General features: G+C 42.7%; 29 protein-coding genes. 15 read left to right on the plus strand and 14 right to left on the minus strand.

From position 1 onward, the window contains the following. Nucleotides 1-43: 43 nt before the first annotated feature. Together DZ860_RS05990 and cysS are read right to left on the minus strand one after the other, a co-directional pair. Nucleotides 44-622 carry a thymidine kinase gene (locus DZ860_RS05990; RefSeq protein WP_120030011.1) on the minus strand — a complete coding sequence of 193 codons (579 nt, stop codon included), beginning with the start codon at nt 620-622 and terminating at the stop codon, nt 44-46. A 202-nt stretch (nt 623-824) separates the two neighbouring features. Then, nucleotides 825-2,207 carry a cysteine--tRNA ligase gene (gene cysS, locus DZ860_RS05995; protein ID WP_120030012.1) on the minus strand — a complete coding sequence of 461 codons (1,383 nt, stop codon included), beginning with the start codon at nt 2,205-2,207 and terminating at the stop codon, nt 825-827. A gap of 200 nt (nt 2,208-2,407) precedes the next feature. Between cysS and DZ860_RS06000 the strand changes: the two genes are divergently transcribed. The 4 genes from DZ860_RS06000 to DZ860_RS06015 all read left to right on the plus strand — a co-directional run bounded on the left by DZ860_RS06000 (nt 2,408) and on the right by DZ860_RS06015 (nt 5,662). After that, entirely contained in the window at nt 2,408-2,902 is a 495-nt protein-coding gene (locus DZ860_RS06000) for a peptidylprolyl isomerase (protein WP_120030013.1), read from the plus strand. Nucleotides 2,903-2,947: 45 nt separating this feature from the next. Then, nucleotides 2,948-3,685 carry a UDP-2,3-diacylglucosamine diphosphatase gene (lpxH, locus tag DZ860_RS06005; RefSeq protein WP_120030014.1) on the plus strand — a complete coding sequence of 246 codons (738 nt, stop codon included), beginning with the start codon at nt 2,948-2,950 and terminating at the stop codon, nt 3,683-3,685. A gap of 76 nt (nt 3,686-3,761) precedes the next feature. After that, nucleotides 3,762-4,976 (plus strand): EAL and HDOD domain-containing protein, encoded by a 1,215-nt coding sequence (locus DZ860_RS06010; protein ID WP_120030015.1) that lies wholly within the window; start codon nt 3,762-3,764, stop codon nt 4,974-4,976. A gap of 185 nt (nt 4,977-5,161) precedes the next feature. Then, nucleotides 5,162-5,662: a YchJ family protein gene (locus tag DZ860_RS06015; RefSeq protein WP_120030016.1), complete on the plus strand. Its 501-nt coding sequence runs from the start codon at nt 5,162-5,164 to the stop codon at nt 5,660-5,662. Nucleotides 5,663-5,782: 120 nt separating this feature from the next. On the opposite strand, the gene DZ860_RS06020 is transcribed toward DZ860_RS06015, so the two are convergent. Next, the gene (locus DZ860_RS06020; RefSeq protein ID WP_120030017.1) at nt 5,783-6,070 is read right to left on the minus strand and encodes a YeaC family protein; all 288 of its coding nucleotides are present in this window, start codon (nt 6,068-6,070) and stop codon (nt 5,783-5,785) included. A gap of 103 nt (nt 6,071-6,173) precedes the next feature. On the opposite strand from DZ860_RS06020, the gene DZ860_RS06025 reads away from it, so the two are divergent. Next, nucleotides 6,174-6,992 (plus strand): DUF2989 domain-containing protein, encoded by an 819-nt coding sequence (locus DZ860_RS06025; protein WP_120030018.1) that lies wholly within the window; start codon nt 6,174-6,176, stop codon nt 6,990-6,992. A gap of 52 nt (nt 6,993-7,044) precedes the next feature. Here the strand turns inward: DZ860_RS06025 and msrB are convergent, their stop codons facing one another. Next, nucleotides 7,045-7,440 (minus strand): peptide-methionine (R)-S-oxide reductase MsrB, encoded by a 396-nt coding sequence (gene msrB / locus DZ860_RS06030; RefSeq protein WP_120030096.1) that lies wholly within the window; start codon nt 7,438-7,440, stop codon nt 7,045-7,047. Nucleotides 7,441-7,798: 358 nt separating this feature from the next. On the opposite strand from msrB, the gene gap reads away from it, so the two are divergent. From gap to DZ860_RS06060, 6 genes are all read left to right on the plus strand, one after another. Then, nucleotides 7,799-8,794: a type I glyceraldehyde-3-phosphate dehydrogenase gene (gene gap, locus DZ860_RS06035; RefSeq protein WP_120030019.1), complete on the plus strand. Its 996-nt coding sequence runs from the start codon at nt 7,799-7,801 to the stop codon at nt 8,792-8,794. Nucleotides 8,795-8,991: 197 nt separating this feature from the next. Next, nucleotides 8,992-9,873, plus strand: coding sequence for a D-hexose-6-phosphate mutarotase (locus tag DZ860_RS06040; RefSeq protein ID WP_120030020.1), 882 nt, complete (start codon nt 8,992-8,994; stop codon nt 9,871-9,873). A gap of 105 nt (nt 9,874-9,978) precedes the next feature. Beyond that, nucleotides 9,979-10,806: a 23S rRNA (guanine(745)-N(1))-methyltransferase gene (gene rlmA / locus DZ860_RS06045; RefSeq protein ID WP_120030021.1), complete on the plus strand. Its 828-nt coding sequence runs from the start codon at nt 9,979-9,981 to the stop codon at nt 10,804-10,806. 73 nt (nt 10,807-10,879) lie between these two features. Then, nucleotides 10,880-11,845, plus strand: coding sequence for a ChaN family lipoprotein (locus DZ860_RS06050; RefSeq protein WP_120030022.1), 966 nt, complete (start codon nt 10,880-10,882; stop codon nt 11,843-11,845). Between the two features lie 248 nt (nt 11,846-12,093). After that, a complete protein-coding gene (locus DZ860_RS06055; protein ID WP_120030023.1) occupies nt 12,094-12,438 on the plus strand; it encodes a hypothetical protein in 345 nt (114 codons plus the stop codon). A 126-nt stretch (nt 12,439-12,564) separates the two neighbouring features. Next, nucleotides 12,565-14,460 (plus strand): BCCT family transporter, encoded by a 1,896-nt coding sequence (locus tag DZ860_RS06060; protein ID WP_120030097.1) that lies wholly within the window; start codon nt 12,565-12,567, stop codon nt 14,458-14,460. Nucleotides 14,461-14,696: 236 nt separating this feature from the next. Here the strand turns inward: DZ860_RS06060 and DZ860_RS06065 are convergent, their stop codons facing one another. Both DZ860_RS06065 and DZ860_RS06070 read right to left on the minus strand, forming a co-directional pair. After that, complete coding sequence (locus DZ860_RS06065; protein WP_439333099.1) at nt 14,697-16,373, minus strand: mechanosensitive ion channel family protein; 1,677 nt, start codon at nt 16,371-16,373, stop codon at nt 14,697-14,699. Nucleotides 16,374-16,619: 246 nt separating this feature from the next. Further along, complete coding sequence (locus DZ860_RS06070; protein WP_120030024.1) at nt 16,620-17,060, minus strand: YcgN family cysteine cluster protein; 441 nt, start codon at nt 17,058-17,060, stop codon at nt 16,620-16,622. 189 nt (nt 17,061-17,249) lie between these two features. Here DZ860_RS06070 and DZ860_RS06075 point away from each other — a divergent pair, with 189 nt between their 5' ends. The 3 genes from DZ860_RS06075 to aqpZ all read left to right on the plus strand — a co-directional run bounded on the left by DZ860_RS06075 (nt 17,250) and on the right by aqpZ (nt 18,727). Next, nucleotides 17,250-17,501 (plus strand): GlsB/YeaQ/YmgE family stress response membrane protein, encoded by a 252-nt coding sequence (locus DZ860_RS06075; protein ID WP_120030025.1) that lies wholly within the window; start codon nt 17,250-17,252, stop codon nt 17,499-17,501. 168 nt (nt 17,502-17,669) lie between these two features. Next, complete coding sequence (locus tag DZ860_RS06080; RefSeq protein WP_120030026.1) at nt 17,670-17,918, plus strand: YkgJ family cysteine cluster protein; 249 nt, start codon at nt 17,670-17,672, stop codon at nt 17,916-17,918. Nucleotides 17,919-18,031: 113 nt separating this feature from the next. Further along, a complete protein-coding gene (gene aqpZ, locus DZ860_RS06085; RefSeq protein WP_120030027.1) occupies nt 18,032-18,727 on the plus strand; it encodes an aquaporin Z in 696 nt (231 codons plus the stop codon). 170 nt (nt 18,728-18,897) lie between these two features. Here the strand turns inward: aqpZ and recR are convergent, their stop codons facing one another. From recR to DZ860_RS06120, 7 genes are all read right to left on the minus strand, one after another. Continuing rightward, nucleotides 18,898-19,497 (minus strand): recombination mediator RecR, encoded by a 600-nt coding sequence (gene recR, locus DZ860_RS06090; protein WP_120030028.1) that lies wholly within the window; start codon nt 19,495-19,497, stop codon nt 18,898-18,900. A 15-nt stretch (nt 19,498-19,512) separates the two neighbouring features. After that, on the minus strand, nt 19,513-19,842 hold the full coding sequence (locus tag DZ860_RS06095; protein WP_120030029.1) for a YbaB/EbfC family nucleoid-associated protein: 330 nt from the start codon (nt 19,840-19,842) through the stop codon (nt 19,513-19,515). Between the two features lie 77 nt (nt 19,843-19,919). Further along, entirely contained in the window at nt 19,920-22,157 is a 2,238-nt protein-coding gene (gene dnaX, locus DZ860_RS06100; protein WP_120030030.1) for a DNA polymerase III subunit gamma/tau, read from the minus strand. Between the two features lie 12 nt (nt 22,158-22,169). After that, nucleotides 22,170-22,715, minus strand: coding sequence for an adenine phosphoribosyltransferase (gene apt / locus DZ860_RS06105; protein ID WP_120030031.1), 546 nt, complete (start codon nt 22,713-22,715; stop codon nt 22,170-22,172). A 182-nt stretch (nt 22,716-22,897) separates the two neighbouring features. Then, entirely contained in the window at nt 22,898-23,263 is a 366-nt protein-coding gene (locus tag DZ860_RS06110; protein WP_165862858.1) for a YbaN family protein, read from the minus strand. Between the two features lie 47 nt (nt 23,264-23,310). Then, nucleotides 23,311-23,442: a hypothetical protein gene (locus DZ860_RS24875; RefSeq protein ID WP_120030032.1), complete on the minus strand. Its 132-nt coding sequence runs from the start codon at nt 23,440-23,442 to the stop codon at nt 23,311-23,313. A gap of 300 nt (nt 23,443-23,742) precedes the next feature. Further along, a complete protein-coding gene (locus DZ860_RS06120) occupies nt 23,743-24,843 on the minus strand; it encodes a response regulator (RefSeq protein WP_120030033.1) in 1,101 nt (366 codons plus the stop codon). 247 nt (nt 24,844-25,090) lie between these two features. Between DZ860_RS06120 and DZ860_RS06125 the strand changes: the two genes are divergently transcribed. Then, nucleotides 25,091-25,966: a LysR family transcriptional regulator gene (locus tag DZ860_RS06125; protein WP_120030034.1), complete on the plus strand. Its 876-nt coding sequence runs from the start codon at nt 25,091-25,093 to the stop codon at nt 25,964-25,966. A 47-nt stretch (nt 25,967-26,013) separates the two neighbouring features. Here the strand turns inward: DZ860_RS06125 and DZ860_RS06130 are convergent, their stop codons facing one another. Next, the gene (locus DZ860_RS06130) at nt 26,014-26,562 is read right to left on the minus strand and encodes an NAD(P)H nitroreductase (protein WP_120030035.1); all 549 of its coding nucleotides are present in this window, start codon (nt 26,560-26,562) and stop codon (nt 26,014-26,016) included. Nucleotides 26,563-26,642 lie beyond the last annotated feature (80 nt).

A 26,642-nucleotide genomic window follows, 5' to 3' on the forward strand; every position in this document is an offset into this window, starting at 1 on the left:
GTTGCTGCAATTTTAGCTATTACAATAAAGAAACTATCTAGGATTATTTACCTAACGCTTCTTTGTAATGCTGACGGCAAACAGAAACATATCGATCGTTACCACCAATCGCCACTTGATCACCCTCTTTAATTGCTTCTCCGTGTTCATCCGTACGAATCACCATATTGGCTTTACGCCCACAATGACAAATTGTCTTTAGCTCGACCAGTTTATCAGCCCAAGAAAGTAGATACTTACTCCCCTCAAAAAGCTCACCTAAAAAGTCAGTTCGTAAACCGTAACAAAGCACTGGAATATGCAACTTATCAACCACTTCTGTTAATTGATATACCTGCTGCTTAGACAGAAATTGGCATTCATCAATCAAGATACAGTGACGTTTTTCCAATTCATTCAAGGCTAAAATTTCTTGATAGAGATCTGAGCTCGCATTAAAAAGCTGTGCATCCGATTGTAGTCCAATTCGTGAACTTACCTTACCAATACCGTAACGGTCATCGAGTGCCGCGGTAAATATCAGCGGATTCATACCACGTTCTTGATAATTAAAAGAAGATTGTAGAAGGGTGGTTGATTTACCCGCATTCATTGCGGAGTAATAGAAGTACATCTGTGCCACAGAGATATTCCTGTAAAAATAATAAATTTGGTAGAAAAAAGGGCTGACAAATCAGCCCCTTTAAAAATGATGGTCCATCCAATAACTTATTGACGTTATAGCTAGGCGACTAGGAAGAAAAACCTCTGAGCATAGGTTCACTATGTGATGAGGTTTTCGAGTGCAGTCAACAACGCTACAACATCAAGAAGGACGTAGAGCCTTATTTGCGACGCCAGGTTGTACCTTCAGCACCATCTTCTAGCTCAATACCCATTTCGTTCAATCGGTCACGAGCAACGTCGGCGTTAGCCCAATCTTTTGCTGCACGAGAGTCATTACGTAACTTAATTAACGCTTCAATTTCAGCGACTTCGTTGTCTGTACCAGCATCACCTTTAAGGAATGTTTCTGGATCTTGGTGAAGAATACCAATCACATCTGCCAATTCGCGCATTAGCGCACCTAGCGAACTTGCTTTTTCTATATTACTGGTTTTCAGGCGATTGACTTCACGCGCCATATCAAACAATACAGAGTAAGCTTCTGGTGTGTTGAAGTCGTCATTCATTGCTTCCGCGAAACGAGTAACGTATTCCTCACCACCAGCTGGAGAAGCGCTCAAATCCAAGCCACGAAGTGACGTGTAAAGACGCTCAAGAGAAGCGCGAGCCTGATTCAAGTTCTCTTCGCTGTAGTTTAGCTGACTACGGTAGTGACCAGACATTAGGAAGTAGCGAACCGTTTCAGCATCGTAGTGTTGAAGTACATCGCGAATGGTAAAGAAATTGCCTAAAGACTTAGACATTTTCTCTCTATCTACCATAACCATACCGCTGTGCATCCAAGTATTCACGTATTGAGTACCGTGTGCGCAGCATGATTGTGCAATTTCATTTTCGTGGTGTGGGAATTGTAGATCTGAACCACCACCATGGATATCGAAGTGGTTACCAAGAATAGAAGAGTTCATAGCAGAACATTCGATATGCCAACCTGGACGACCTGCACCCCATGGTGATTCCCATGTAGGTTCACCCGGTTTTGACATCTTCCACAAAACAAAGTCTAACGGGCTACGTTTCGCTGATTCAATATCAACACGCGCACCTGCTTGCAGTTGATCGAGATCCTGCTTAGACAGCTTGCCGTATTCATCAAACTTTTTCACTTCAAACATTACGTCGCCATTGCTAGCAACATAAGCAAAGTCACGCTCAATAAGACGCTCTACAAGATCAATAATCTCAGAGATGTATTCAGTTGCACGAGGTTCAACATCAGGGCGTTTCATGTTTAACGCATCAAAATCCGCGTGCATTTCACCAATAAGACGCTCAGTAAGAGAATCACAGCTCTCACCGTTTTCATTCGCGCGCTTGATAATTTTATCGTCGATATCTGTGATATTGCGTACGAATGTTAAATCATAGCCAAGGTAACGTAGGTAGCGAGACACTACGTCAAAAGAAACAAAAGTACGACCATGACCAATATGACAGAGATCGTAGATGGTTACCCCACAGACATACATGCCGATCTTCCCAGCATTGATTGGTTTGAATTCCTCTTTCTGTCTTGTGAGTGTGTTATATATCTTCAACATGATCTCTATCTAATCTTAAGTGAAACAAAATAGAGAATGATTATATCAAGTGATCCTGATATAGGTAATCCCAACATCAACAAAAAGAACACATAAACCTCGCAAGATCGCGGCTTTCTACCATTTTGTGCATATAAACTTCATAGAAGTTGAGATAGAATCCGAGATTCAGATAAAAAAACACTGTTTAAGGAAATATCATGATCATCCTTCACACTAATTTTGGTGACATCAAAGTTCAACTGAACGAAGAAAAAGCACCAGAAACAGCTGCAAACTTTCTGCAATACTGCCGCGATGGTTTCTACGACAACACAATTTTCCACCGTGTTATCGACGGGTTCATGATTCAAGGTGGTGGCATGGAATCTGGCCTTCGTGAGAAAGCAAGCCGTGCAACAATCAAAAATGAAGCAAACAACGGTCTAAGCAACAAAGTTGGCACGCTAGCAATGGCGCGTACAATGGAACCGCATTCAGCAAGTTCTCAGTTCTTCATTAACGTTAACAACAATACATTCCTAGATTTCCGTAGCGAAAGTCTAGATGGTTGGGGTTACTGTGTATTCGCAGAAGTTGTTGAGGGTATGGATATTGTTAACCAGATTAAAGGCGTGAGCACTGGTTCATACGGTATGCACCAAGATGTACCACTAGATGACGTGATCATCACTGGTACTACAATCGAAGAATAATAGATTGTTTGGAGAGTGTTTTTACACTCTCCATTTAAAAAACTTATGACGACATTATTTATATCAGATTTACACCTCTCCCCAAACACTCAAGACATCACAGCATGTTTCGTACAGTTCATGCGTAATGAAGCCATTCATGCCGATGCACTTTATGTACTCGGTGATTTATTCGAGTTTTGGATTGGTGATGAAGACCGTTCTGAATTTGCTTTATTGATTAAAAATGAGTTTAAAACGCTAGTTGCATCCGGTGTACCTTGCTTCTTTACTCAAGGCAATCGTGACTTCCTCGTTGGGCAACGTTTCGCTAAATATACTGGTGTCCAGTTGCTTGGTGATGAAACCGTCATCGATATCTATGGACGAAAAGCGGTCGTATTACACGGTGACACTCTGTGTACTCAAGACACTCAATACCTCGAGTTTCGCGCCAAAGTACATCAGCCATGGCTACAATGGGTTTTTAATAAAATCCCGATGTTTATTAAGAAGAAAATTGTCGCAAAAGTGCAATCCGGTATTCGTGATGAAAAAGAGATGAAATCTCTTGATATCATGGATGTCACTCCCAGCGAAGTTATTCGTGTCATGGAAGCGCATCAGGTCGATCTCATGATACATGGTCACACTCATCGCCCTGACGTTCATACCTTTGAGATCAATAATCATCCTATGACACGCATTGTCTTAGGGGATTGGTACCAACAAGGTTCGGTTCTCGTGGTCAATGACTCAAATTACGACTTACAAACACGGCCATTTTTTAATCAATCTATTTAGTTAGTTTGAACTAGCGCAAGGTAATAGATTTTATATTTAATATCATTGCGTTAAGACTATTCGCTCGAGATCTACTTTGAAATACTCTTATATTGCTCGCCAACCGATCTTAGATCGCGATAAGCAAACCGTTGGTTATGAATTATTATTTCGTGACGGACCTAATAACACATTCCCAGAAATTGAGCCTGAGCTTGCGACCAGTCGACTCCTTTCCGACCATTTTCTGTCAACGCACTACGATACACTTGGCGATAAACTAGGCTTTGTTAATTTCCCTTATGATAGCTTAGTGAACAAAGTCCCTACCTTATTTCCAGCGCAAAGTTTAGTCATCGAAGTATTAGAAGATTGTCCTCCAACACAGGAACTACTCGATGCGATTCGTGAGATGTCTAACTTGGGCTATACCATTGCTCTGGATGACTTTGTTCCTCGTAAAGAGTGGAAAGCGTTTTTACCCTATATTTCGCTAATCAAATTTGATATTCGAGCAATCTCCATTGCCAAAGCTGGCATGTTTATCAATTCGTTGTCTTCGACTAACATTCAGTTTATTGCTGAAAAAGTAGAAACACATCAAGAATATGAAGAAGCTAAATTAGCAGGCTTTGACTATTTCCAAGGCTATTTCTTTAGCAAGCCTGAATTGCTGCAACGTAAATCTTTAGAGCCATCGTTCATTACGATTGTTCAGTTGCTGGTTGAAATATCAAAAGAAGAGATCGATTATCGCTCAATTGAGCAATTGATTAGCAAAGATGTCTCGATGTCTTACAAACTGCTCAGCTATGTAAACTCTTCATCGACAGTTATCACTAAAATTCAATCTTTTAAGCAAGCACTGATTTATTTAGGTGAAGATCGCCTGCGTAAGTTCATCTCTTTGGTGTCACTTGCTTCAACACAAGATTCAAAACCTGAGTACCTATACAGCTTATCGATTCAGCGAGCTCGATTTTGTGAATTAATCACTTCTCATATCGATGGCCAATTAGAATCAGGCCAAGCGTTTTTAACCGGAATGTTTTCCTTGTTGGATAGCTTACTTGATCGCCCTCTGATTCAAATTGTTGATGAAATTTCGATCGATGAGTCGATTAAACTCGCACTCACCGAGCAAAAAGGAGTGCTTGGTAAAGCACTTATGCTGATCAAGGCCTACGAGCTTGCTGAGTGGAACACAGTCTCAGCACTCGGTCGGGATCTTCAGATCAGTGATGCCGCCCTAACAGAGTGTTATAACCTATCGGTCAAATGGACAGCTGAACTGCTAACCGTCAATAACTAGTAGACACTTCCCCTAATCACCTAAGACAAATACGGTGATTGGGGAGAATCGAATGTCACCAACAGCCTGTCACGTCATATAGAGTGAGTCTCTCATCTCGTCATTGAGTGATAGAGAAACTAGATCCTCTTAAAACTTGAGTTTACACTTAGCAAAAATTTACCCGCGAGTTTAATGGAAACGTCATGACATCATGCCCATGTGGTTCAACAACACTTTATAGTCACTGCTGTGAACCGATCCATCTTGATCACAGTAAAGCGATAACACCAGAGCAATTGATGCGTGCTCGATACAGCGCCCATGTTCATCGCTTAGTCGATTTTATCGTTAATACCTATCATCCAAGTTGCCATGCTGAATTAGAGCGTGAGGGAATCGCTGAGTCTGCCAATAGTGATTGGTGTAAACTTGATGTGATATCAACAGGATCAGGCACTAATGAAAGTGAGGGCTTTGTGACATTCAAGGCCTATTTCAATCAAGACGGACAACAATTCTGCCTTGAAGAGTGTTCCCGTTTCGTTCGTGAAAACGGTCTATGGTACTACATCGATGGTCGTTTCCCCGAAGAACAACAAGAGATAGACCCTCGATTACTTCAATCGGTGAAAGAGCTAAAAGTTGGCAGAAACGATCCCTGCATTTGTGGTAGTGGTAAAAAATTCAAGAAGTGTTGCGGCTAATCGGGCTAAGCGATGGCCGAGTATCCTCAATACCCAATAGTTAGACTACAAAATATTTAGGTAATAAAAAGGTAGGTGGCTCACCTACCTTTTTAAACTCAATAACGATCTAAAAACAGGCTATACATCGTGGTTAGGGTTCACGCGAACAATATCTTCTTGTCCTGGTTGGAATTGTTTTTTGAAATCCGCCTTTGATTTAAAGCTAATTTCGCCGCCTTTTGCCACACTCATGTGCTGTGCATCATCATTATATTTTGACTGATACAGCATCACAGCTTGCATGCAAGAATCTCGCTGCTCTTGCGAAATTGGTGTACCCTCTGGCCACTTACCAGTTTCAACCGCAAAAAGTAAACGCTCATAGGCTTCTGGTGTAATAGCGTTTATGAGTTGTTCTGCATCCATGTTGCTTTCCTTGTAAACTTGTTTTGTCTGAACATAACGAGCTGACCAATAGAGTCAAGAAAACAACAAAGAATTAGTCTAAGTGATCACAAGCATACTCAATATGAACTATCAAAAAACTATCATTATCATGAGCGCTGCACTGGTTTTAAGTGGCTGCTTTGAAAGCAGAAAAAACACAGAAGAGCTTTGTGCTAACAACCCGAGTTTGCGCTGTGAATCTCTCAATATGGATGATGGACGTTGTCGGGTGCCCCGAACAGATTTAGTTTGGCATCGCTTTGCTCTTCTTCAACAGCAAACAGATGCCATGGTTGTGAAAGAATATCAACTGGTCGCTGAGTACAAAAAATGTCTTGAATTGGCCGCTCAAATAAAACCGTTGGAACAATCTAAACGTAAAGAGCAACGTTTTATTTCACTCGTTCATGCTAATGATGAGTTGGTGCGCATTACTGCCCTATTGCAACAATCAAGCTCACCTGATGTGCTCTACTTTCTGTGGACTCAACTCAGTGATAATCAAGCAAAACGTCGTTTCTTACAATTGGAGGGATCACCAACATTAGAGACTTCGGAGCTTCAATACGCGCTGGCAACCTTCTACACAACCCGTCAGCCACTGAAAACCATTGAGCTACTGAATCGTTCATTAGAGCTCTCCAATCCAAATGAGATCAACGTTGATGTAATCACTTCGCTTGCCAGCATTAACTACCGAATCGACGCTAAAGAAAAAGCATATATATGGGCGACCATTGCAAAACGTTTTGATGCGCCCACAGCCGACGATACAAATTTCAAACTGCTTTACGGTTTTCCAGAAGAAAAATACCAACAATTAGACCATATTGCTCAGCAGGTTTACTCAGCGATAACCAATGGGAATTACAACCGTAACCTGCTGGTTCAGTTGAACTAATCATTGAATTTCAAATCATGTTCTTTGAAAGTTATACACAGAGAACAGTAATTTAATCACCATTTTCTTCGAAATTGTTGAAAGTTAACGACACTGAATTTACACAAAATCGTTCTCCTGTGGTCTTCGGACCATCAGGAAAAACGTGACCGACATGGCTGTCACAAGTCGCACATCGAATCTCTGTTCGAACCATTCCGTGACTCAGATCTTGTAAATAGCGTAAAGCCCTTTCATTTATAGGGGCATCAAAGCTAGGCCAGCCGCAACCTGAATCGTATTTGTTGTCCGAAGAGAACAAAACCGCATTACAGCAAGTACATTGATACTCTCCAGTTTGCTTATTGTGTAATAGCTTTCCACTAAAAGGCGCTTCGGTTCCTTGTTGTCGACAGACTCTATACTCTTCCTCCGACAAGCGCTCAAGCCAGTAACTATCTGGCTTCATGGAAGTTTTTGATTGTTGAACCACGGGTCTACTTCTCCTTTTTCTAGCTATTTATTCTCTTTCTATTTTTTAAAAGCGAATGAACATTTCTCTTTGTAGCACATCATTTTTGAGCATGGTAGTATGAGTAAAATAGCAGCAATACTTTAGAGTTCTAAGTTATTTTACGTCAATTGGTTAGTATAAAATCAGTTATTCGCTCAAAACATCATCATTTGCGACTAATTGTGAAAAAAAGCGTCGGTTTTTTTTGACTTTAAACAAGTTAAGTCCGATTATCTGTTGCAGATGTTTACTGGATTCTGTAATTTTACTACCAGTTATCTTTAATCAGAAATTAAGTTGTGGAGCAACTATAATGACTATCAAAGTAGGTATTAACGGCTTTGGCCGTATCGGCCGTTTCGTTTTCCGTGCTTCTGTTGAGCGCGCTGACATCGAAGTTGTAGGTATTAACGATCTAATCGACGTTGAATACATGGCTTACATGCTAAAATACGACTCAACTCATGGCCGTTTCAACGGTACTGTTGAAGTAGTAGACGGTAACCTAATCGTTAACGGTAAAACTGTACGTGTAACAGCTGAGCGTAACCCAGAAGATCTTAAATGGGACGAAATCGGTGTTGACGTAGTTGCTGAAGCAACTGGTCTTTTCCTAGACGACGCAACTGCTCGTAAGCACATCACTGCTGGCGCGAAGAAAGTTGTTCTAACTGGTCCTTCAAAAGACGCGACTCCAATGTTCGTAATGGGCGTTAACGACGCAACTTACGCTGGTCAAGACATCGTTTCTAACGCTTCTTGTACTACTAACTGTCTAGCTCCTATCGCTAAAGTACTAAACGACAACTTCGGTATCGTTTCTGGCCTTATGACTACAGTTCACGCTACTACAGCAACTCAAAAAACTGTAGATGGTCCTTCAGCTAAAGACTGGCGCGGTGGCCGTGGTGCTTCTCAGAACATCATCCCATCTTCAACTGGTGCAGCTAAAGCAGTAGGCGTTGTTCTTCCAGAACTAAACGGCAAACTAACTGGTATGGCTTTCCGCGTACCAACTGCTAACGTATCTGTAGTTGACCTAACAGTTAACCTAGAGAAAGGCGCATCTTACGAAGCTATCTGTGCAGCTATGAAAGCAGCATCAGAAGGCGAACTAAAAGGCGTTCTAGGCTACACTGAAGATGCAGTTGTTTCTCAAGACTTCATCGGCGAAACTCAAACTTCTGTATTTGATGCAGCAGCTGGTATCGCACTAACTGATAACTTCGTTAAAGTTGTATCTTGGTACGACAACGAAATCGGTTACTCAAACAAAGTTCTAGACCTAATCGCTCACATCTCTAAGTAATTATCACTTAGATAGCGTTTAGCGAGACTTTTCTTTGAGAAAAAATCGTAAAAAAGGCGGCTCTTGAGTCGCCTTTTTAGTACCTGTAAGGTTACATTTGCTCATTGTATCCAAATGACTTCAAGCAAATTTCATTCATCTGGTTGTTTTTAATAAGCAACTAACTGAATGTGATTTCTTCAATTAAGGATAATCCGATGAACTTGACTACACTCCCAGCTTTAACCGTACTGTCTGACAACGTTACTATTGTTGAGCAAGACCAAGTTAAAATTGTTCGCATCATCCATGACAAAGCAACCGCTGGAATTGCTTTACATGGCGGTCACGTTGTCTCCTACCAACCAGCTGGTCAGCAAGATTTGATCTGGATGAGTGATAATGCCATCTTTGATGGAAAAGCAGCATTACGTGGTGGTATTCCGGTTTGTTGGCCTTGGTTTGGTCGCATTGCAGCCCCTGCACATGGCTTTGCTCGCACAGCAGAATGGGAACTAGTAGAACACCGTGAAAATGAACATGGTGTCATTGTTGTGCTTGGTTTACAGCCAAATGAAGCCACTTTTTCCGTTTGGCCACACCAATTTTCAGCCCGTTTGACTGTCGAAATTGGTGATTCTCTAAAAGTTACTCTTGAATGTGAAAACACCGATACCCAACCATGGGTATTTTCCGGCGCATTGCATACTTACCTTAATGTCGGTGATGTACGCGATATCAGTATGAGCGGCATGGGTAGCGATTATATTGACAGTTTACAAGGCGGCCAACTGGTTCAGGGTGGTGAGACTCTCACTCTGACCGATACAATTGATCGCATTTATACTAAGCCTGATGCCCTCATTAAGCTTAACGATCCAAAGTTAAACCGTACTCTATCAATTGAAAATCATGGTCATAACAGCGCGGTCCTTTGGAACCCTTGGCAACAAGGTGCACAAAGCATGAGTGATATGACTGACGATGGTTACCTATCAATGATGTGTATTGAATCGACATTGCATGCCCTGCGCATTGAAGAGGGCAAAAACCTACAACCAGGTGAAGTCCACCAATTGATTACCGAGATTTCTGCATAACCGATGCCCGAATCCCGATAAACAGGAGCCAGAACTATTCTGGCTCTTTTGCTTGCTATTGATTCTTGATAGACTTTGCCGCCTATTTTTCTGTCCGAGTTCTTTATGTCTTACTTGTGTCCCCTATGTCATCAGACACTCGCTTTTACCGAGCGTACTTTCCGATGCGAAAATAATCACGTCTTTGATTTAGCCAAAGAAGGCTACGTCAATTTGATGCCTGTACAGCATAAGCGCTCGAAAGATCCAGGTGATAGCAAAGAGATGATGCAAGCTCGACGTCGTTTTCTTGAAAATGGTCATTATCAACCAATGCAACAACGTGTTGCTGAACTCTGCGCGCAAGGTATTGAAAGTGAAGAGTTTACTCTGCTCGATATCGGCTGTGGTGAGGGTTACTACACCAACGAAGTAGCTCAGCACGTTACCGCTAAAAGCCCAAATGCGCAGATATATGGTCTAGACATCGCTAAGATAGCGATTCGCTTTGCCGCTAAACGCTATGACAATTGCCAGTTCAGTGTCGCATCAAGCCACCGTCTTCCTTTCGCTACACAAAGCTTAAATACCATTTTGCGAATTTACGCTCCGTGTAAAGCTGAAGAATTGGAACGCTGTATCAAAGAAGATGGACTGGTTATTACAGTCACGCCTGCAGGCCGCCATCTGTACCAACTTAAAGAGCGTATTTATCAAGATGTCCAACTGCACAGTGAAGAACCTGAAACCATTGAAGGCTTCAGTCTCGTTCATCAAGAGCAATTGAACTACATGATGGATCTGACTGATGGCGACGGTTTTGATTTACTTCAGATGACACCATTTGCGTGGAAAGCGAGTGATGAACTCCGCGAGCAATTGAAGTCGGCTACACTGTTTCAATGTGAGGCTGACTTCATGTTGAGAATCTACCAAAAGAATGCTGCAAATTAATAGATAATAATTCTTATTTGCATTGCACTTTAAGCAAGCCTCCATTATTCTGCGGTTCTTTATGGAGGCTTTCATGCTTAAACTTTTCAGGCGTAACCATCTCATACGCCGACACTTCAACTTCAAAAGCACTCTCTCTGTTTTCATCTGCTTACTATTAAGCGCATGTACTTCGTCATCGCGCTCCGTAACACACTACTATGACTATCAACTCTATAGCCCACAAGGCGAGCCTATTGCTCTATCAGAACTTCCTAAGCGCCTTGTAGATGCAGACGTTATTCTTGTCGGAGAATGGCATACGCATTCCGCTATCCACCGCTTCCAGACCGATCTTTTTCAACAACTTCTCGACCAAAATCCCTCAGTAACACTTTCAATGGAACAGTTCGCTCGTGATAAACAATCGATCGTAAATGACTATTTAAAAGGGGATATTGGCGAGCAGACACTGATTAATCAAGCTAACGCGTGGCCAAATTACTCAAGCGACTATCGTGCATTGATCGAACTTGCCAAACAGCAGCAACAAGATGTGATTGCTGCCAACGCCCCGAAATCGATTGTTCGGTGTATTGGACGTAAAGGGCTGGAGTATTTAGACAAAATTTCACCACAACAACGACTCAATGTGGCAAAAAACGTCGATATCGGCCCATCTGATTACAAAGAGAAGTTTATGGCTTCAATGCACCACGGTTCGCCAGAGCAAACTGATCGTCAGTTTTCAGCTCAAGTGGCTTGGGATGAAACCATGGCAGAAAGCATCACGGATTACCTCAAAATACATCCGAATAAACAAGTACTGCATATCGCGGGGAAATTCCACGTAGAAGATGGATTGGGCATAAAAACTTCGATACTCAGAAGAAACCCAAATCTTAAGGTAGCAGTGATTACACCTAAAACCGAAATTTCATCGTCGCTAGATTACCAATTACAAGTGCTTGCTCCTCCAATCCGTTACGTCAAAGCGGAAAATAGAATGCAAGCATATAAAGCGCTAGGACATAGAAATGCGGATCTTAGCTGTGAATAAATCTGTTTCCTTTTGTGATTTTGACACTTATTTCAACTTCTAATTATTTATGCGCTCTTTTGGGCGCGTTTTTTGCTTATCTTTGCCTAAGTATTGTTATTGTACGATACACCTAAGGAATGTGATGCGTTAACAACATAGGTGTAACTTTAAGTGTGACGATATATTGATAAAAAATACGCATATTTCACACAAGTTTTATCACTTGTGGTCGATATACTCTCTGAGGAAGAAGTAAGGAGAACATTATGACGCCTATCGGTTTGGAATCAGCTAAGCTGTCCCAGAGCCCATCTATCAAGCCTCAAGCCACGAATAACGTTGCTGAAGCAAGCAGTCCGACACCGCTTAAAGTAGAACAAAACACGGTGACTCTTTCTGAAGAAGGTAAGGCCTTACTCAGTGCGCTTCAAGAGATTGAGCATAATAGCAAAGCGGACAAAACCGTTTCCGACAAGGTGGAATCTTTTGCTCATGGAGCATTAGGTATGGATCACCCTGATACCATCGAAGAAGAAGATTCATCCTATTCGGCTGGGCAATATCTTTCCGCAGCGGCAACGGTTGGTGGAATTTTATTAGCCTTAATTTAATCGAATCCATTTTTCACACCTCATTACGTAAATAAAAACTTTTTCCGTTACGACAAATAGGGTCATTTGTTGGCCTGTCACATTTGTTTCATAATGTTAAAAATTTTATTATGGATGATGCTTACTGTGAAAAATTCGTTTTCACTGATTGATAAACCTACTTTTTTTGGTGCAATCGCCTTACTTCTTTCTATCGTTATTCCTCTCATTCTTTTCCCTGAACAAGGGGCAGATTGGATTGCTATCGCCAAAACATTCATGACCGACAAACTCGGTTTTCTCTATCTGGCTCTAGGGATCAGCGCCCTATTTTTCATGATTTACGTTATCTTCAGTGATATGGGTCAAATCAAACTTGGTGAAGCCGACGAGAAACCTGAATTTACCACTGCCTCATGGGCAGCCATGCTTTTCTGTGGCGGTATCGGCGCTAGTATTCTTTACTGGGGCTGTATTGAGTGGGCTTACTATTACCAATCACCACCATTTCAACTAGAACCTGGCAGTGAAGAAGCGGTTAGATGGGCAGCAACCTATGGTATTTTCCACTGGGGTCCTATTGCTTGGTCAATCTATTTGATTCCAGCTCTTCCTATTGCTTACTTCTTCTATGTACGCAAACAACCTGTTCTCAAAGTTTCGAGTGCGTTAATGCCAGTATTAGGTGAAGAACGCAGTAAAGGTGCTTGGGGTAAAGTTGTCGATGTTCTATTTATCTTTGGTCTTTTAGGCGGCGCAGCGACCAGTTTAGGCCTCGCAGCACCACTGATTGGTGAAGGTCTTCACTATTTATTCGGTCTACCTAAAAACACGTTCAGCCAAGTACTCGTATTGTTGGTGTGTACTGCTATATTCGCTTATTCATCTTACGCTGGCCTAGAGAAAGGCATCAAAATCCTCAGTAACATCAACTTTTGGGGTGCGATGGGGCTATTGGCGTTCGTATTAGCGGCAGGTCCAACTATTTTCATGCTAGAAACGGGCTTAGATTCCATCGGCCGCATGCTGTCTAATTTCTTTGTCATGGCAACTTGGGCTGAACCATTCGGCGGCTATGGCTCGTTTGAAGATACCCACTTCCCACAAGATTGGACCATTTTCTACTGGGCATGGTGGTTAGTATTTGCACCAAGCATGGGACTATTTGTTGCTCGAATCTCTCGTGGTCGCACAATTAAACAGATGGTCGCAGGTTCTATTTTCTTCGGATCATTGGGCTGTTTCTTATTCTTTATGATTTTGGGTAACTACGGTTTATCTCTACAGTTATCTGGCGAACTCGATGTAGTAGGAATCCTCAATAGTGAGGGGGCGACCAAAGCTATATTCTCGATGCTTGAAGCTCTACCTATGGGGACAGCTGTTATCGCTGTGTTTACGGTACTTTGTATTATTTTTACCGCGACAACATTTGACTCTATTTCATACATTCTCGCGTCAGTAGTACAAAACAACGTCACTGAAGAGCCAATGCGCTGGAACCGTATGTTCTGGGCATTCACTCTATCATTCTTACCAACGGTATTAATGTTCATGGGTGGGTTGAGTACTCTACAAACGGCAGCGATCGTCGGTGGTTTACCTCTGCTTGGTATTTCTGTCATGCTGATGATCTCGGCGGTTCGTGCCACCAGTCACGATTTACGTCATCAAGAAGATTACGTTGAGCCAACAATCAATATTGAAGATCTCCCAGATATTGACCCATGGTCAGCTGAGGGCATGGCATTAGCACGCTTTGAGCGTAGCCGCGATGCTGCGCAAGAAGCGGCTGAGCTTGAGCGTGAAGCTATGGCTGCTGTTATTAGTGTGAAGAAACGTATTCGAGCCTTTGCACTTGAGCACTCTCTGGATGAAGCTTTTGCCGATCATCATATTCCTCAAGACTTGCAAGAAGCCTTACAGGCCGCTTTAGGCAATGTAATGAAAGCACAAGACAACAAACGCAATGCTTCAGAACAAGCCCAACTGGCGCGTATGGAATTTAATGAGTCCGTACTGGTAGCAAGTGCCGCCACTTAATTGGCATAACAAATCCTTCCATTAAGACAAAACCCACCATTCGGTGGGTTTTTTTTGAGCAAGATTTAATTCATTCAATCTCTCGAGCTAAAGCAAGCCTGTCCGTATCACATCAGCTGTTATTAGATAGTAAGTTTGGGGTACTGGTGTTAATGATTTTGACCAACACCCTCAGCACTTTAAATCAAACTATCTGACTTGCTTAGCTTTTTACTTTTTACTTTTTACTTTTTACTTTATTTAGCATCTTGCTGAACCATGTGTAAGTGAACATCCTGTTGAGGGAATGGAATTGAAATACCCTCTCGGTCAAACCTTAGTTTTACTTCTTTAGTGACATCCCAATACACATCCCAGTAATCCTCTGTTTTCACCCATGGTCGAACAATGAAATCAACGGAAGAGGTATTCAGCGTATGTACCTTAATCATCGGCTCAGGTGTACGTAATACCGAGGGGTGAGAGGTGATAATATCGATTAGAACGGCTTCAGCTTGAAGCAAATCATCGCTGTATCCAATACCAAACACCATATCAACACGACGAATACGTTCATGAGTGACATTCTTGATAACATCTCCCCATATTTTACTGTTCGGCACAATGATGATTTGGTTATCAAAGGTACGAATCGTGGTATTGACTAAGCTCATGTGGCTCACCTTGCCATCAACACCGCCAGCGTAGACAAAATCACCAACATCAAATGGACGATAAATCAGTAGCATCATACCCGCAGCGAAATTAGACAGTGTATCTTGCAACGCAAAACCAACAATCACCCCGGCAATACCGAAACCCGTCAGCACCGGAGCTAAGTTCAGACCGATTTGCGATAGCCCGATTAAGATACCAATCACCCATACGATATTCCCCGACATCGAAACAAAAAAGTCCTGCATCAATTGGGAAAACTTCAGGTTTTTAGAGGTAACGGCTTTGGCAACGACCTTACGTGTCAATTTGGCAAGAGATCGAGCCACCAGCAAGATAAGAGCGAAAACAAACAGCTGGAATAATTGTTGTGGTGCGTTTTGGCCAATCCAATCGAACGCGGAATTGGACCAATGGCTCAATATGGAAAGGATCACCTTTGAATTGAGAATGTCGTGAGTAATATTCCCGGTCACTTCAAATATCAGACGCTTATATTCTGAGGTTTCAATTCCCATCTTATCAGCGATGGTGATCAATGAACGTAAACTGTCAGTTGCAATCCCTAAGCGTTGTTTAATGATTAACTGGCTTAGTTGTAAAGTCGCTTTCTCGGATTCTGGGCTAGCGGTAACTTGCTTATCAACAATACCTACCTGTTGGTTAAAATATTCCACGGATGCCGACAGTAACCGCATTCGGCTTGCAACGAGATCACTTAATGTTGCTTCAGCAACTTTATCTTGAACTCCTAACTGTTTTAACCAATTTAAGTTCTGCCAGCGCCCCTCGTATACCGAGTCTAGGTAATGCTGCAGCTCTTGATAGCTGTTAAGCAAAGAGAGTTTCTCATCATCCTTGGCTGTATCAATCGCCTCATTCAATGCTTTGATTTTCTCTTCTAGATAAGCCGTCGCGCCTTCCGAATACTTCTGCTGAATTTTGACTTGAGCAATCAGTTGCTTTTTAGGGATAACGTCACGCTTAATAGCAGAGGAGAGCTGCTCACGTAGTGCTTCATTTTTTTGGAATAGTTGTAACTGAATCGCATCTCGCTCATCACCGCTAGCTTGCTCTAAGCTTTCTGATAATTGTTTAATCTCGTTATTTACAGCAGCAATTGCTTGCTCCGTTTTACTTATTGATGGCGGTGATTCTTGCTCTGCAAAAGCGCTTCCTGCAATAGAGATCGCCAGCGCAATCATCAATACAGTCACATAAGATTTAAAGTGATCATAAAATCGTGCGATAAACGTCATTTTACCTGTTCCTTCATTGGGTTGAGTGTAAATAACACTCACGAATGACTTAGTTTACACTGGCAGTACAAATAAAAATGTCAGATGCAGTTCAATAACAATAGGTTATTTTTGACGCATAAGAGAAATACTGAAATTTGAGGACGCTTGAATTTAAAAAGAGGTGTGGGAGCGTGGGGAGTGAAGTATCAAACAAGAAAACAAAGACTTACTACTCAAGGTGAGTAGTAAGTCTGCAAAGCTCAATTAAGCGCGATTAGGATGATTCAAAATGTGGTCTTCCCAATTGACGACATCGATTTCATACACGACTTTGTCACGAACACTTTCGCCAGCTTTGTGCATTTCAGACTTTGAGCCCGTAATTAGAGGGTGCCATTCTGGTAATGGTTCGCCAGCTGCCAATAATCGATAAGCACACGTATGTGGCAACCAATTAAAGTCATCAATATCCTCACGAGTGAGCTTGGTGCACTCCTCTCCTGAGGTAAAACGATTTATATAATCTTTACAAGAACAAGTCTTACTGTTTAACCAACTACACGCAACGTTGGTGTAATAGATCTCATCAGTATCCTCATCCATCAGTTTATGTAAACAGCACTTACCACAGCCATCGCAGAGTCCTTCCCACTCTTCTTCTGTCATCTGTTCTAGTTTTTTACTTTGCCAATAGGGTGTGCTCATAAACTCGTACTACGTTATCGGGATAAGGGTGCGTTTTATACCGCTACCAAAAAAAAAGTGCAAGCCCACAGGATAAGTTTGTCTAAACCCTAACACCTCGTTACTCTACTCGAAATCTCGTATCTTGAAGTCACTTATGTATAGCTGTTCTATTCTTATAAAGTGTTTTTCAACTTCAAAGGTAACAGCATGGGCATCATTTCATGGATCATACTCGGGTTAATCGCAGGTGCATTGGCAAAATGGCTAATGCCCGGCAATGATGGTGGTGGCTGGATCGCAACGATGGCTCTAGGTATTGGGGGCGCGTTTGTCGGCGGCTGGCTTGGAGGCTTTCTTGGTTTTGGTGGTGCCGATGGCATCAATATAGGTAGTATCATCACGGCGACGATTGGCGCTTTCGTTTTGTTGTTCATCTACAATCGTTTTTTAAGGGGCTAGCCCCATTTACGCAGTATTATAGGGTGAAGCCATTAGGTTTCACCTGCCCCAACTCTCAGTTGTATTCTCTCTGTAGTAGCCGCTCTGAATAAGAGTTTTCTGCACAACACTTCCATTCTCAAACAAAATACTGATAATAGCCTCCTTATTTTTTCAAGAGGCTTCATTATGGACTGCCGATTAGGCTGTGGTGCTTGCTGCATTGCTCCAAGTATTTCGTCATCGATCCCCGGTATGCCAAATGGCAAGCCTGCGGGCGTTCGATGCATCCAACTAAATGACAATAATTTGTGTAAACTTTTTGGTCAGCCTGAGCGTCCAAAAGTATGTCACGACTTTAAGGCCTGCCCAATTGTTTGTGGTTCAACTAATCAAGAAGCTCTCGACAACATTACTGAACTAGAGCAACTCACTTAGTCTCATATTCGATTCCTACATGCCATTCGTTTTATCTTAGTCATAGAATTTTTGTAGCGACGCTATTTGTCGACTATGTTCAAGGGTGTTTCTATTAAAAAGCAGGAACCCTCATGAATAAATATATTGCAGAAGCATTCGGTACATTTTGGCTCGTACTTGGCGGTTGTGGTAGCGCCGTTCTAGCTGCTGGTTTTCCCGAAGTTGGTATTGGGCTACTCGGTGTTGCCTTTGCATTCGGTCTCACCGTCCTCACCATGGCTTTTGCTATCGGTCATATTTCAGGTTGTCACCTCAACCCTGCCATTACTCTTGGTTTATGGGTCGGTGGTCGATTTGAAGCTAAAGATGTTATTCCTTACATCGTAGCTCAACTGATTGGCGGTATCATTGCCGGTGGGGTCTTAGCGGTTATCGCTTCAGGGCAAGCAGGGTTTGATGTCGCAGCCTCTGGATTTGCAGCCAATGGTTACGGCGAACACTCACCAGGGCATTACAATTTAACCTCTGCACTCGTAACTGAAATCGTTATGACCATGATGTTCCTGATCGTCATCATGGGGGCAACGGATTCTCGAGCTCCACAAGGTTTTGCACCCATCGCGATCGGTCTTTGTTTAACTCTTATCCATCTCATTTCTATTCCGGTCACGAACACATCTGTTAACCCTGCTCGAAGTACAGGGGTCGCGGTTTACGTGGGTGATTGGGCGATTAGCCAGCTGTGGTTGTTCTGGGTTGCTCCTATTATTGGCGCTATTTTAGGTGCTCTTATCTATAAGTCACTGTTGAGTGGACGAAGCGATTGATAAATCACTTAAAACTCAACCAATATAGAGCGTATTGAAATAAAAGAGACAAATTGAAGAGACAAAAAAGCCGTTCGATAATAAGAACGGCTTTGTTTATCTCAATGACTTCAAACAATTGAATATATTTCAATATGCACTGATGTCAGTCAGCTAGCACTGAAAGCACATTACAGCCTATGACGACCAAGTAATGAGTGAGACAAAGTCGTCCCATCAACGAGCTCTAACTCTCCACCGACAGGAACGCCATGTGCAATGCGACTAGCAACCACTTGGTGTTCACGACAAAGATCGGCAATATAGTGAGCCGTCGCTTCGCCCTCCACCGTTGGGTTGGTTGCTAAGATAACTTCGCTCACATCACCACGACGTAAACGATAATCCAGCACATCAAGGCCGATATCGCTTGGACCGATACCATCAAGTGGTGATAGGTGTCCCATCAACACGAAGTAACGTCCAGAATATTGCCCAGTTGCTTCCACCGCAGCGATATCTGCTGGGCTTTCCACCACACAAATCTGACCATTTTCCTGTCGTTTAGGATTAGTACAGATATGACAAGTATCTTCTTCAGTGAACGTTCGGCACTCGTTACAATGGCCTATTTCTGTCATTGCATGATTCAATGACTCGGCCAGTTGTAATCCACCTTTTCTATCGCGCTGTAACAAATAAAAGGCCATACGTTGTGCAGACTTAGGACCAACCCCAGGTAAGCAACGTAAGGCCTCCATTAATTGCTCCAGCATATGACTGGTGCGCATTAAATACCTACTCGATTAGAATGGCATTTTCATGCCTGGTGGTAATTGCATACCGCCAGTCACTGATGCCATTTTTTCTTTTTGCGTTTCTTCAACGCGACGCGCTGCATCGTTAAATGCCGCTGCGATAAGATCTTCAAGCATCTCTTTGTCGTCTTCCATCAAGCTTTCGTCAATTTCAACACGACGAACGCTGTGGCTACCAGTGATAGTTACTTTCACTAGGCCAGCACCTGACTCACCTGTGATTTCCATATTTGCGATTTCTTCTTGAAGCTTTTGCATGCGATCTTGCATTTGCTGGGCTTGCTTCATCAGGTTGCCCATACCGCCTTTACCAAACATGATTATCTCTCTGATTAGTTAGCTTGTTTCGTTATTAAATGGGGCTGAACAGATAAAATTCAACCCAATTTCGTAGATTAAATCGGTCTTACACTATCGTTGTCTAACTCAGCAGCAAAACGGCGTTGAATGAAATTAACGTTCTCATCCGACGCTAGACTACTAAATGCCGTTTTTAGTTTTGTCTGATAGAGTTTTTCACGCAGCTCTAACGGCGTTTCACCTTGGTCGCCGACAGTCACTGACAGATGACACTCTTCACCTAATACTCGGTTCAGAGCATCAAGCAGTTCACCTTGAGCACGCTCAGTATTCAAATGAGCTTGCTGAGGGCGCAATGTTAACAGAATCGACGATCCATTTTTCTCGTAGTATGAATTTAATGCCAACTGTTGAGTAAGCTTTGCTGTATCAAGGGACTGTACTAAAGCAGACCAAGAGTCTTGCGCGACACTTTCTTGCAACAATTTTTCCGCCATCTCTGGCGTTTTTTCGTGCTCCAATGCTCGCTTTAGCTGCGTTGGCGTTAGCTCTTGAACCACAACGCTTTCTTGTGGCAAAGAAGCTTTCCATCGATAAGCTTCATCTTTACTTGAATCGGGAACTTGCTGATGCTGAGCAAAGTGTTTTGGCGACACCTGCCCTGCCTTGCCGTGCTTTTGTGCTACACGTTCAAGAACAGATTCTGACTTTGCAGATGCCGCATTAACCTTTTTTGATGTTTGACTGCTCGCTGCTTGGCTTGACGCATTAGACAAACCGTTACGTTGCGATCGCAGTTGATGCCTTAAACCACTGGCCGGAGACGTTGAACGCGTCGTAACTTGCACACGCTCTTGAGTGGGAATAGCCTGAGTTGCCGGCGGCGTATTCTCTGAATACGTCGGCATACTTTGATATTCATTGGATAGATGCTCTGGTGGCATCATATCGTAATCTGGTTGTCCCACATCAGACGGCATCGATGAATGAGCCTGATACTGTGGCGGTTCATTATAAACAGGAGCGCTTTGAGTCGCCGCTCTTGGTGCTGACGGAGCTTGATGAACACTAGGTTGAGCCATTGTTGACGCTGGTTGATGCCCTGCAACTGTCCCTTGGGTAGCCCCTTGGATTGGTTGACGTTGAGCAGCATGAACTTGAGTCGCGTTAACTTGAGTGGTATTTGCTTGACTAGCGCTTACTTGAGTTACATTCGTTTGCGTCGATATGACGTTTGCCTGCACATTAGTGACAGGGCGAAACGCTAACATACGCAGCATAACCATCTCTAATCCAATTCGCTCAGATGGCGCCATTGGTAAATCTTGACGACCTTTTAGAGCAATTTGATAGTAAAGCTGAACATCTTCTGGAGAAAGCGCACGAGCCAATAGCGTCACTTTTTCAGCATCAGGTTGTGTATTGTCTAATGTTGATGGCAACGCTTGGTACATAGCTAAACGGTGTAACTGTGTCGCTAATTGTTGTAACAACCCATCCCACTCTACGCCATTTTGCGCAAGTTTCTGAACGCTATCGAGCACCGCTTGCGGATCTTTCGCGCTGATCGCTTCGAGTAGATGAATCGCTTGGTCCGTATCTAAGGTCCCAAGCATTTGAGTAACAAGATCCGTTTCAACGACGCCATTACCCAACGCAATTGCTTGGTCGGTGAGGCTAAGCGCATCTCGCATACTGCCATCAGCCGCATGAGCTATCATGCCTAAGGCTCTGTTTTCCGCCGTAACATTCTCTTTAGAGAGAATATTTTCAAGCTGCTCACGAATAACATCAACGCTGATAGGTTTTAGATGAAACTGTAGGCATCGTGACAAAATAGTCACAGGAAGCTTTTGAGGATCCGTCGTAGCCAATATAAATTTCACATACTCAGGCGGCTCTTCAAGCGTTTTCAGTAACGCGTTAAAGCTGTGACGCGAGAGCATGTGAACTTCATCAATCAGATAAACTTTAAATCGACCACGAGCAGGTTTGTACTGGACGTTATCGAGTAATTCACGAGTATCTTCAACTTTGGTACGTGACGCAGCATCGATCTCGAGTAAGTCAACAAAACGACCTTCATCGATCTCTTTACACGTCGCACACTCTCCACACGGAGTCGCAGTAATGCCCGTTTCGCAATTCAGTCCTTTAGCAAACAAACGCCCAATAGACGTTTTACCCACACCTCGCGTCCCACTAAATAGGTACGCGTGATGCAGACGATTTTGTGCCAAGGCATTTTCTAATGCGGTTAATACATGGGCTTGGCCAACCACTTCTTTAAACTTGGTCGGACGCCATTTTCGCGCTAAGGCAAGATAACTCATGAAAACTTCCGATTAATGACCGTCAAACTCACAAATGCTGTAAACGTTTAGGCCTAATGCCTCTAAACGTTTGTCACCACCAATTTCTGGCAGATTGATAACGAATGCAGCGTGATCGACAACACCACCCAACTGACGGATCAATTTAGTTGTTGCTTCAATCGTACCGCCGGTTGCTAGTAAGTCATCAACCATTAATACTTTGTCGCCCTCAGAAATCGCATCGACATGGATTTCTAACGTATCAACGCCGTACTCTAGCTCGTAAGTTTGAGCAATCGTCTTACGTGGCAGTTTACCCGGTTTACGTACTGGCACAAAACCAACACCCAGTTCAAGAGCAAGAGGTGCACCAAACAAGAAACCACGTGCTTCTGTACCCACTACTTTTGTGAAGCCCATATCTTTGTACTTTTCAACAAGCAGTTGGATAGTTGCTCGGTATGCTTGTGCATCTTCCATTAGGCTAGTTACGTCGCGGAACAAAATACCCGCTTTAGGATAATCTGGAATGCTCTTGATGCTTGATTTGATCAATGCGATTGTTTCAGTAGTCATAACTCTATACTTGAATTCATTTGGCCCTGTCTAACAACATAAGTGGCTATCAGTCCAATGTAATGGCTCTCGACACAACAACGTATTCATTCGTAGAAAATAGGACTTCCGACAAAATGCTTGGTCTATTGTGCTGAAAAAACAAACGCCCGCTCGAAGAGCAGGCACACTTCCCTTCAATCTTAGTGATTTTCTTCTCTGTCAGCAAGGCACTCGACCACTGGTAAGCGAGAAAACCAAGTAACCAAAACCACCATCATAAGAACTAGGCTAATCTTTAGCCAAACTTGAGGGACGATCCAAATTGAAAAACAAAAACTGGCCACCATAACCAAAATGCCACGTTGTTTGACTTTGATACTTACCGCACGGTGCTGAGACCAATTATCGATGATCGGACCAAAGGTTTTATGTTGGATTAACCAGTTGTGAAACTTAGGGCTGCTGCGCATAAAGCATGCACTAGCGAGGAGTACGAATGGAGTTGTAGGGAGGACAGGAAGAAATATACCCAAAAAACCGAGGCATAAGCTCAAGCCGCCAACAATATTTAAACCGAGTTTACGAATACTGATGGCAAGCTCCAGTAAGGTATTTAAAAACCAGCATACCCTTTCATCACTCGAATCCAAGTCAGTGTTGCGGGAAGGGTTGGGATCAGAAGGACTGCAATAAATCCTAAAAAGTAAAATACATTATAAGGTTCTTTAAAATCTTTGTCTGCCATGGTTTGCTTCTCTTTGAATCGCTGATTGATGAACTACTGCATAAGTTAATAACTGGTTACTTAAATGCTTTATTATTGTTTCAGCCATTTACTATACCCGAGACAATCACGGTTAAACACGGATGAAAAATAGGGTTATAACAAAAGCGTGATCTCTAAATGTCCAAACATCGTTTACCGTTTCAGGGAACATACCATCGTATAAACGCCATTATTATTAATTCTGTTACTTGTTGGTTGATACTGTTTGTCGGCATCACCAAGAGCCTACGCTCATTACGAAACGGTTACACTGACCGATTAGGTGATTCTATTACGATAAATATCAAAGCTAAAACTGCTTGAACCAAGTCGGCTCATCGTTAACTTGCAGCTTTCATGGATAGGCAGATCCTTGACCACTGCATTTTTTAGGCTCTGGGATCCCAATAGATTACCAGCAAAAATATGTTTATTTTTACCCGAACCAGCCCATTGAGCTTGCAAACCAGCAGGTAAAATATCTAATGTCCCCTCACTCAAATCAGCTAACCCAAATAGTGATCTGACTGGATCTGCACTCGCCATGCAACTCATGCCATTTTCTAGTAGCTCAGCAATATCTTTGAGATCAGCATTAAACGATTTCAAATTTCGCAAGTAGTCATTGAACAGCGCTCGCACCAATAAAGTTGCCGCTACACCATTATTGGTCTCATTTTGAGAATCAACAAGGTAGAAGATGAATTGACCATTCATTAGCCATGCATAATCAAAAATCAACGGCATGGTATCAGTCGATTGCAACAACCGATAAGCACATTTCCATTGCCCTTGAGCTGTGTCTTTCTCTGGTAACAATGCATGAAGAAGATCTTTAGCTGCGTTAGGGTTATTTTGTAAATATTCGAGATGCCAGTGCAGCTCTTGATCCTCGGGCATATCACCACTATCGATACGAAACCACTGACTAGAAAAATCACGCTGGTCGCACAAGTAATTATCAGCATCGTGGAGGGTACTTTCTATCGCTTTACCAAGATTGCCAAAATTACTGATGGGTTTGGGTAGAAAATCTTTTATGCCAAATTTTAAAGCTTGAGCCACATCGGACATTTCATCGGTCGCGGATACGACGATGACGGGCAAGGACGGATATTCCAAACTGATTTCCGCTACTAATTCGATACCATCCATTACAGGCATAGATAAATCACAAATTACAAGCTCTGGACTGACGTCTCGAATCACTCGTAGCCCTTCCAGCCCGTCATTAGCTTCATGCACAAGATAGCCTTGAGCCTTCAAATATTCACTCGTGATACAACGAAAAATAGGGTCATCATCGATCAATGCGATTCGTTTTTCTTGAATAGACCGATCTGCAGATGGTAATGTGGCTGTCTGATAAAGCTTATACATACACCTACGCCTCACACAACTTCAGGAGGGACCTGAATTGTTTATTATTATTTTTATAAATTATTTTAAATGACTCATTCAAAAATAGTCTGGAAAAGCCATTTATACAAATCTTCCCCTGTGCAGGCTTGTTGCATACTATATGTATGAAATGTGAAAGATTGCGTGACTTGTTGACGTGACTCAACTTTTAGCATTTGATATCAATATAAATTAGTTAAAATCGTAAAAAAGTGTGTCCTAGCCGATGAAATTAGATGATCTAAACCTGTTTCGCTTAGTTGTCGAAAATGGGAGCTACACTGCAACGTCCCGAAAAACCTCGATCCCTGTTGCAACTATTACAAGACGTATCCAAGCATTGGAGGACTCGCTGAACCTGAGGCTACTCAATCGCCATGCAAGGAAGCTAACATTAACTGAGGCAGGCGAACGCTTCTATAACGAGTGCTCTCCACTATTACAACGCCTATCTATAACCGCTGAAGAAATTACCGACGACTGTCGTGGTGCTGCTGGTAAGATTAGAATTTCAGCCCCATCAAACCTGACCAAGCGTATGATGATGCCGATGTTCTCTGAGTTCATGAAACAGTTTCCTGATATTTATATTGAACTCACCACCAGCAATCATGCCGATCAACTCGATCCAACTGAATGGGATGTTATTTTCCGCGTTGGTCCGCAAAGAGATTCCAGTCTCATTGCACGTAAAATCAGCTCAGTAAAAGATATTCTGATCGCAAGCCCTGAATACTTACAAGCGCATCCAGCGCCTAAGCATGCTGAAGATCTCCATAGCCACTCGCTGCTAAAAGGCCACCCACTAATGAAGTGGCAACTGATGAATGAAAGTGGCGAAAGCATTATTAATAACGATCAAGGTCGATTTGAAGCCAATGCGCTTAACGTCGTGCGCAACGCTTGCTCAGACGGTTTAGGGATCACATTGATGCCTGACGTCATGATTAAAGAGTTCATTGCCGACGGTAGCTTGGTTCAGGTGTTAGCCGACTGGAGTGCTAACCCTCGTGATATTTACATGCTGTACAACCATAAAGATCACTTGCCAGAAAAAGTTCGTTTGTTCATTGACTTCGTCATTGCTTACAACATCCATTAATTTGCTGGCCTGTAAAAAAAATGCCTACTGAAAAGTAGGCATTTTTTTTACAGATACTCAACGAAGCGACTCAAATCTCGATCCGGAACCTTCATTGCACTGCAACCCGCAGTACCTAAATAAAGAAAACCAACGATCTCATCCTGACCTTGTAGTTGAAATGCTTGCCTTACTTCATCATTGAACATCCACTTCCCTGAACGCCAAAAGCCTTGAAAACCTTGAGCAACCGCTGCCATTTGCATCGCTTGAACCGCGCAGCCTGCGGATAAGTGTTGCTCAATGACAGGAACTTTTTCATGTGGTGTCACTTTAGCAATTACTGTAATCACCATCGGTGCTCGATACGGCGCTTTTTTAACTTTCTCAACAATGGCCTCTTCACTTTTCTCAGCCACCGCAGCCCGAACCAGAATATCAGACAGCTTATGTAAGCCCTCTCCTTGGGCAATAACAAATCGCCACGGTGTTAATCCCGCATGATCAGGCGCTCTTAAACCAGCACGTATAATATTTTCAAGAACAACACCCTCGGGAGCCGGCTGCGATAACTTAGCGATTGAGCGACGATTTAGCAGCAGATCTAATGCATCCATTTGAATTCCTTACCGACTTTTAGTTCTATTTATTAATTACTTGTATTCAGACTCTTATCCCATGTAACTTCGAAACACTT

It is taken from the genome of Vibrio sinensis (assembly GCF_003605645.1).
Taxonomy (GTDB): Bacteria; Pseudomonadota; Gammaproteobacteria; order Enterobacterales; family Vibrionaceae; genus Vibrio; species Vibrio sinensis.

What these genes read in the sequence shown, in the direction of transcription:
- DZ860_RS06000 (WP_120030013.1), top strand. Translation starts at nt 2,408, where the DNA reads ATGATCATCCTTCACACTAATTTTGGTGACATCAAAGTTCAACTGAAC.
- apt (WP_120030031.1), bottom strand. Translation starts at nt 22,715, where the DNA reads ATGACTACTGAAACAATCGCATTGATCAAATCAAGCATCAAGAGCATT.
- aqpZ (WP_120030027.1), top strand. Translation starts at nt 18,032, where the DNA reads ATGAATAAATATATTGCAGAAGCATTCGGTACATTTTGGCTCGTACTT.
- DZ860_RS06055 (WP_120030023.1), top strand. Translation starts at nt 12,094, where the DNA reads ATGACGCCTATCGGTTTGGAATCAGCTAAGCTGTCCCAGAGCCCATCT.
- DZ860_RS06130 (WP_120030035.1), bottom strand. Translation starts at nt 26,562, where the DNA reads ATGGATGCATTAGATCTGCTGCTAAATCGTCGCTCAATCGCTAAGTTA.
- cysS (WP_120030012.1), bottom strand. Translation starts at nt 2,207, where the DNA reads ATGTTGAAGATATATAACACACTCACAAGACAGAAAGAGGAATTCAAA.
- gap (WP_120030019.1), top strand. Translation starts at nt 7,799, where the DNA reads ATGACTATCAAAGTAGGTATTAACGGCTTTGGCCGTATCGGCCGTTTC.
- DZ860_RS06120 (WP_120030033.1), bottom strand. Translation starts at nt 24,843, where the DNA reads ATGTATAAGCTTTATCAGACAGCCACATTACCATCTGCAGATCGGTCT.
- DZ860_RS24875 (WP_120030032.1), bottom strand. Translation starts at nt 23,442, where the DNA reads ATGGCAGACAAAGATTTTAAAGAACCTTATAATGTATTTTACTTTTTA.
- DZ860_RS06125 (WP_120030034.1), top strand. Translation starts at nt 25,091, where the DNA reads ATGAAATTAGATGATCTAAACCTGTTTCGCTTAGTTGTCGAAAATGGG.
- lpxH (WP_120030014.1), top strand. Translation starts at nt 2,948, where the DNA reads ATGACGACATTATTTATATCAGATTTACACCTCTCCCCAAACACTCAA.
- recR (WP_120030028.1), bottom strand. Translation starts at nt 19,497, where the DNA reads ATGCGCACCAGTCATATGCTGGAGCAATTAATGGAGGCCTTACGTTGC.
- DZ860_RS06015 (WP_120030016.1), top strand. Translation starts at nt 5,162, where the DNA reads ATGACATCATGCCCATGTGGTTCAACAACACTTTATAGTCACTGCTGT.
- DZ860_RS06080 (WP_120030026.1), top strand. Translation starts at nt 17,670, where the DNA reads ATGGACTGCCGATTAGGCTGTGGTGCTTGCTGCATTGCTCCAAGTATT.
- DZ860_RS06070 (WP_120030024.1), bottom strand. Translation starts at nt 17,060, where the DNA reads ATGAGCACACCCTATTGGCAAAGTAAAAAACTAGAACAGATGACAGAA.
- msrB (WP_120030096.1), bottom strand. Translation starts at nt 7,440, where the DNA reads ATGAAGCCAGATAGTTACTGGCTTGAGCGCTTGTCGGAGGAAGAGTAT.
- dnaX (WP_120030030.1), bottom strand. Translation starts at nt 22,157, where the DNA reads ATGAGTTATCTTGCCTTAGCGCGAAAATGGCGTCCGACCAAGTTTAAA.
- DZ860_RS06025 (WP_120030018.1), top strand. Translation starts at nt 6,174, where the DNA reads ATGAACTATCAAAAAACTATCATTATCATGAGCGCTGCACTGGTTTTA.
- rlmA (WP_120030021.1), top strand. Translation starts at nt 9,979, where the DNA reads ATGTCTTACTTGTGTCCCCTATGTCATCAGACACTCGCTTTTACCGAG.
- DZ860_RS06020 (WP_120030017.1), bottom strand. Translation starts at nt 6,070, where the DNA reads ATGGATGCAGAACAACTCATAAACGCTATTACACCAGAAGCCTATGAG.
- DZ860_RS06075 (WP_120030025.1), top strand. Translation starts at nt 17,250, where the DNA reads ATGGGCATCATTTCATGGATCATACTCGGGTTAATCGCAGGTGCATTG.
- DZ860_RS06050 (WP_120030022.1), top strand. Translation starts at nt 10,880, where the DNA reads ATGCTTAAACTTTTCAGGCGTAACCATCTCATACGCCGACACTTCAAC.
- DZ860_RS06095 (WP_120030029.1), bottom strand. Translation starts at nt 19,842, where the DNA reads ATGTTTGGTAAAGGCGGTATGGGCAACCTGATGAAGCAAGCCCAGCAA.
- DZ860_RS06040 (WP_120030020.1), top strand. Translation starts at nt 8,992, where the DNA reads ATGAACTTGACTACACTCCCAGCTTTAACCGTACTGTCTGACAACGTT.
- DZ860_RS06065 (WP_439333099.1), bottom strand. Translation starts at nt 16,373, where the DNA reads ATGACGTTTATCGCACGATTTTATGATCACTTTAAATCTTATGTGACT.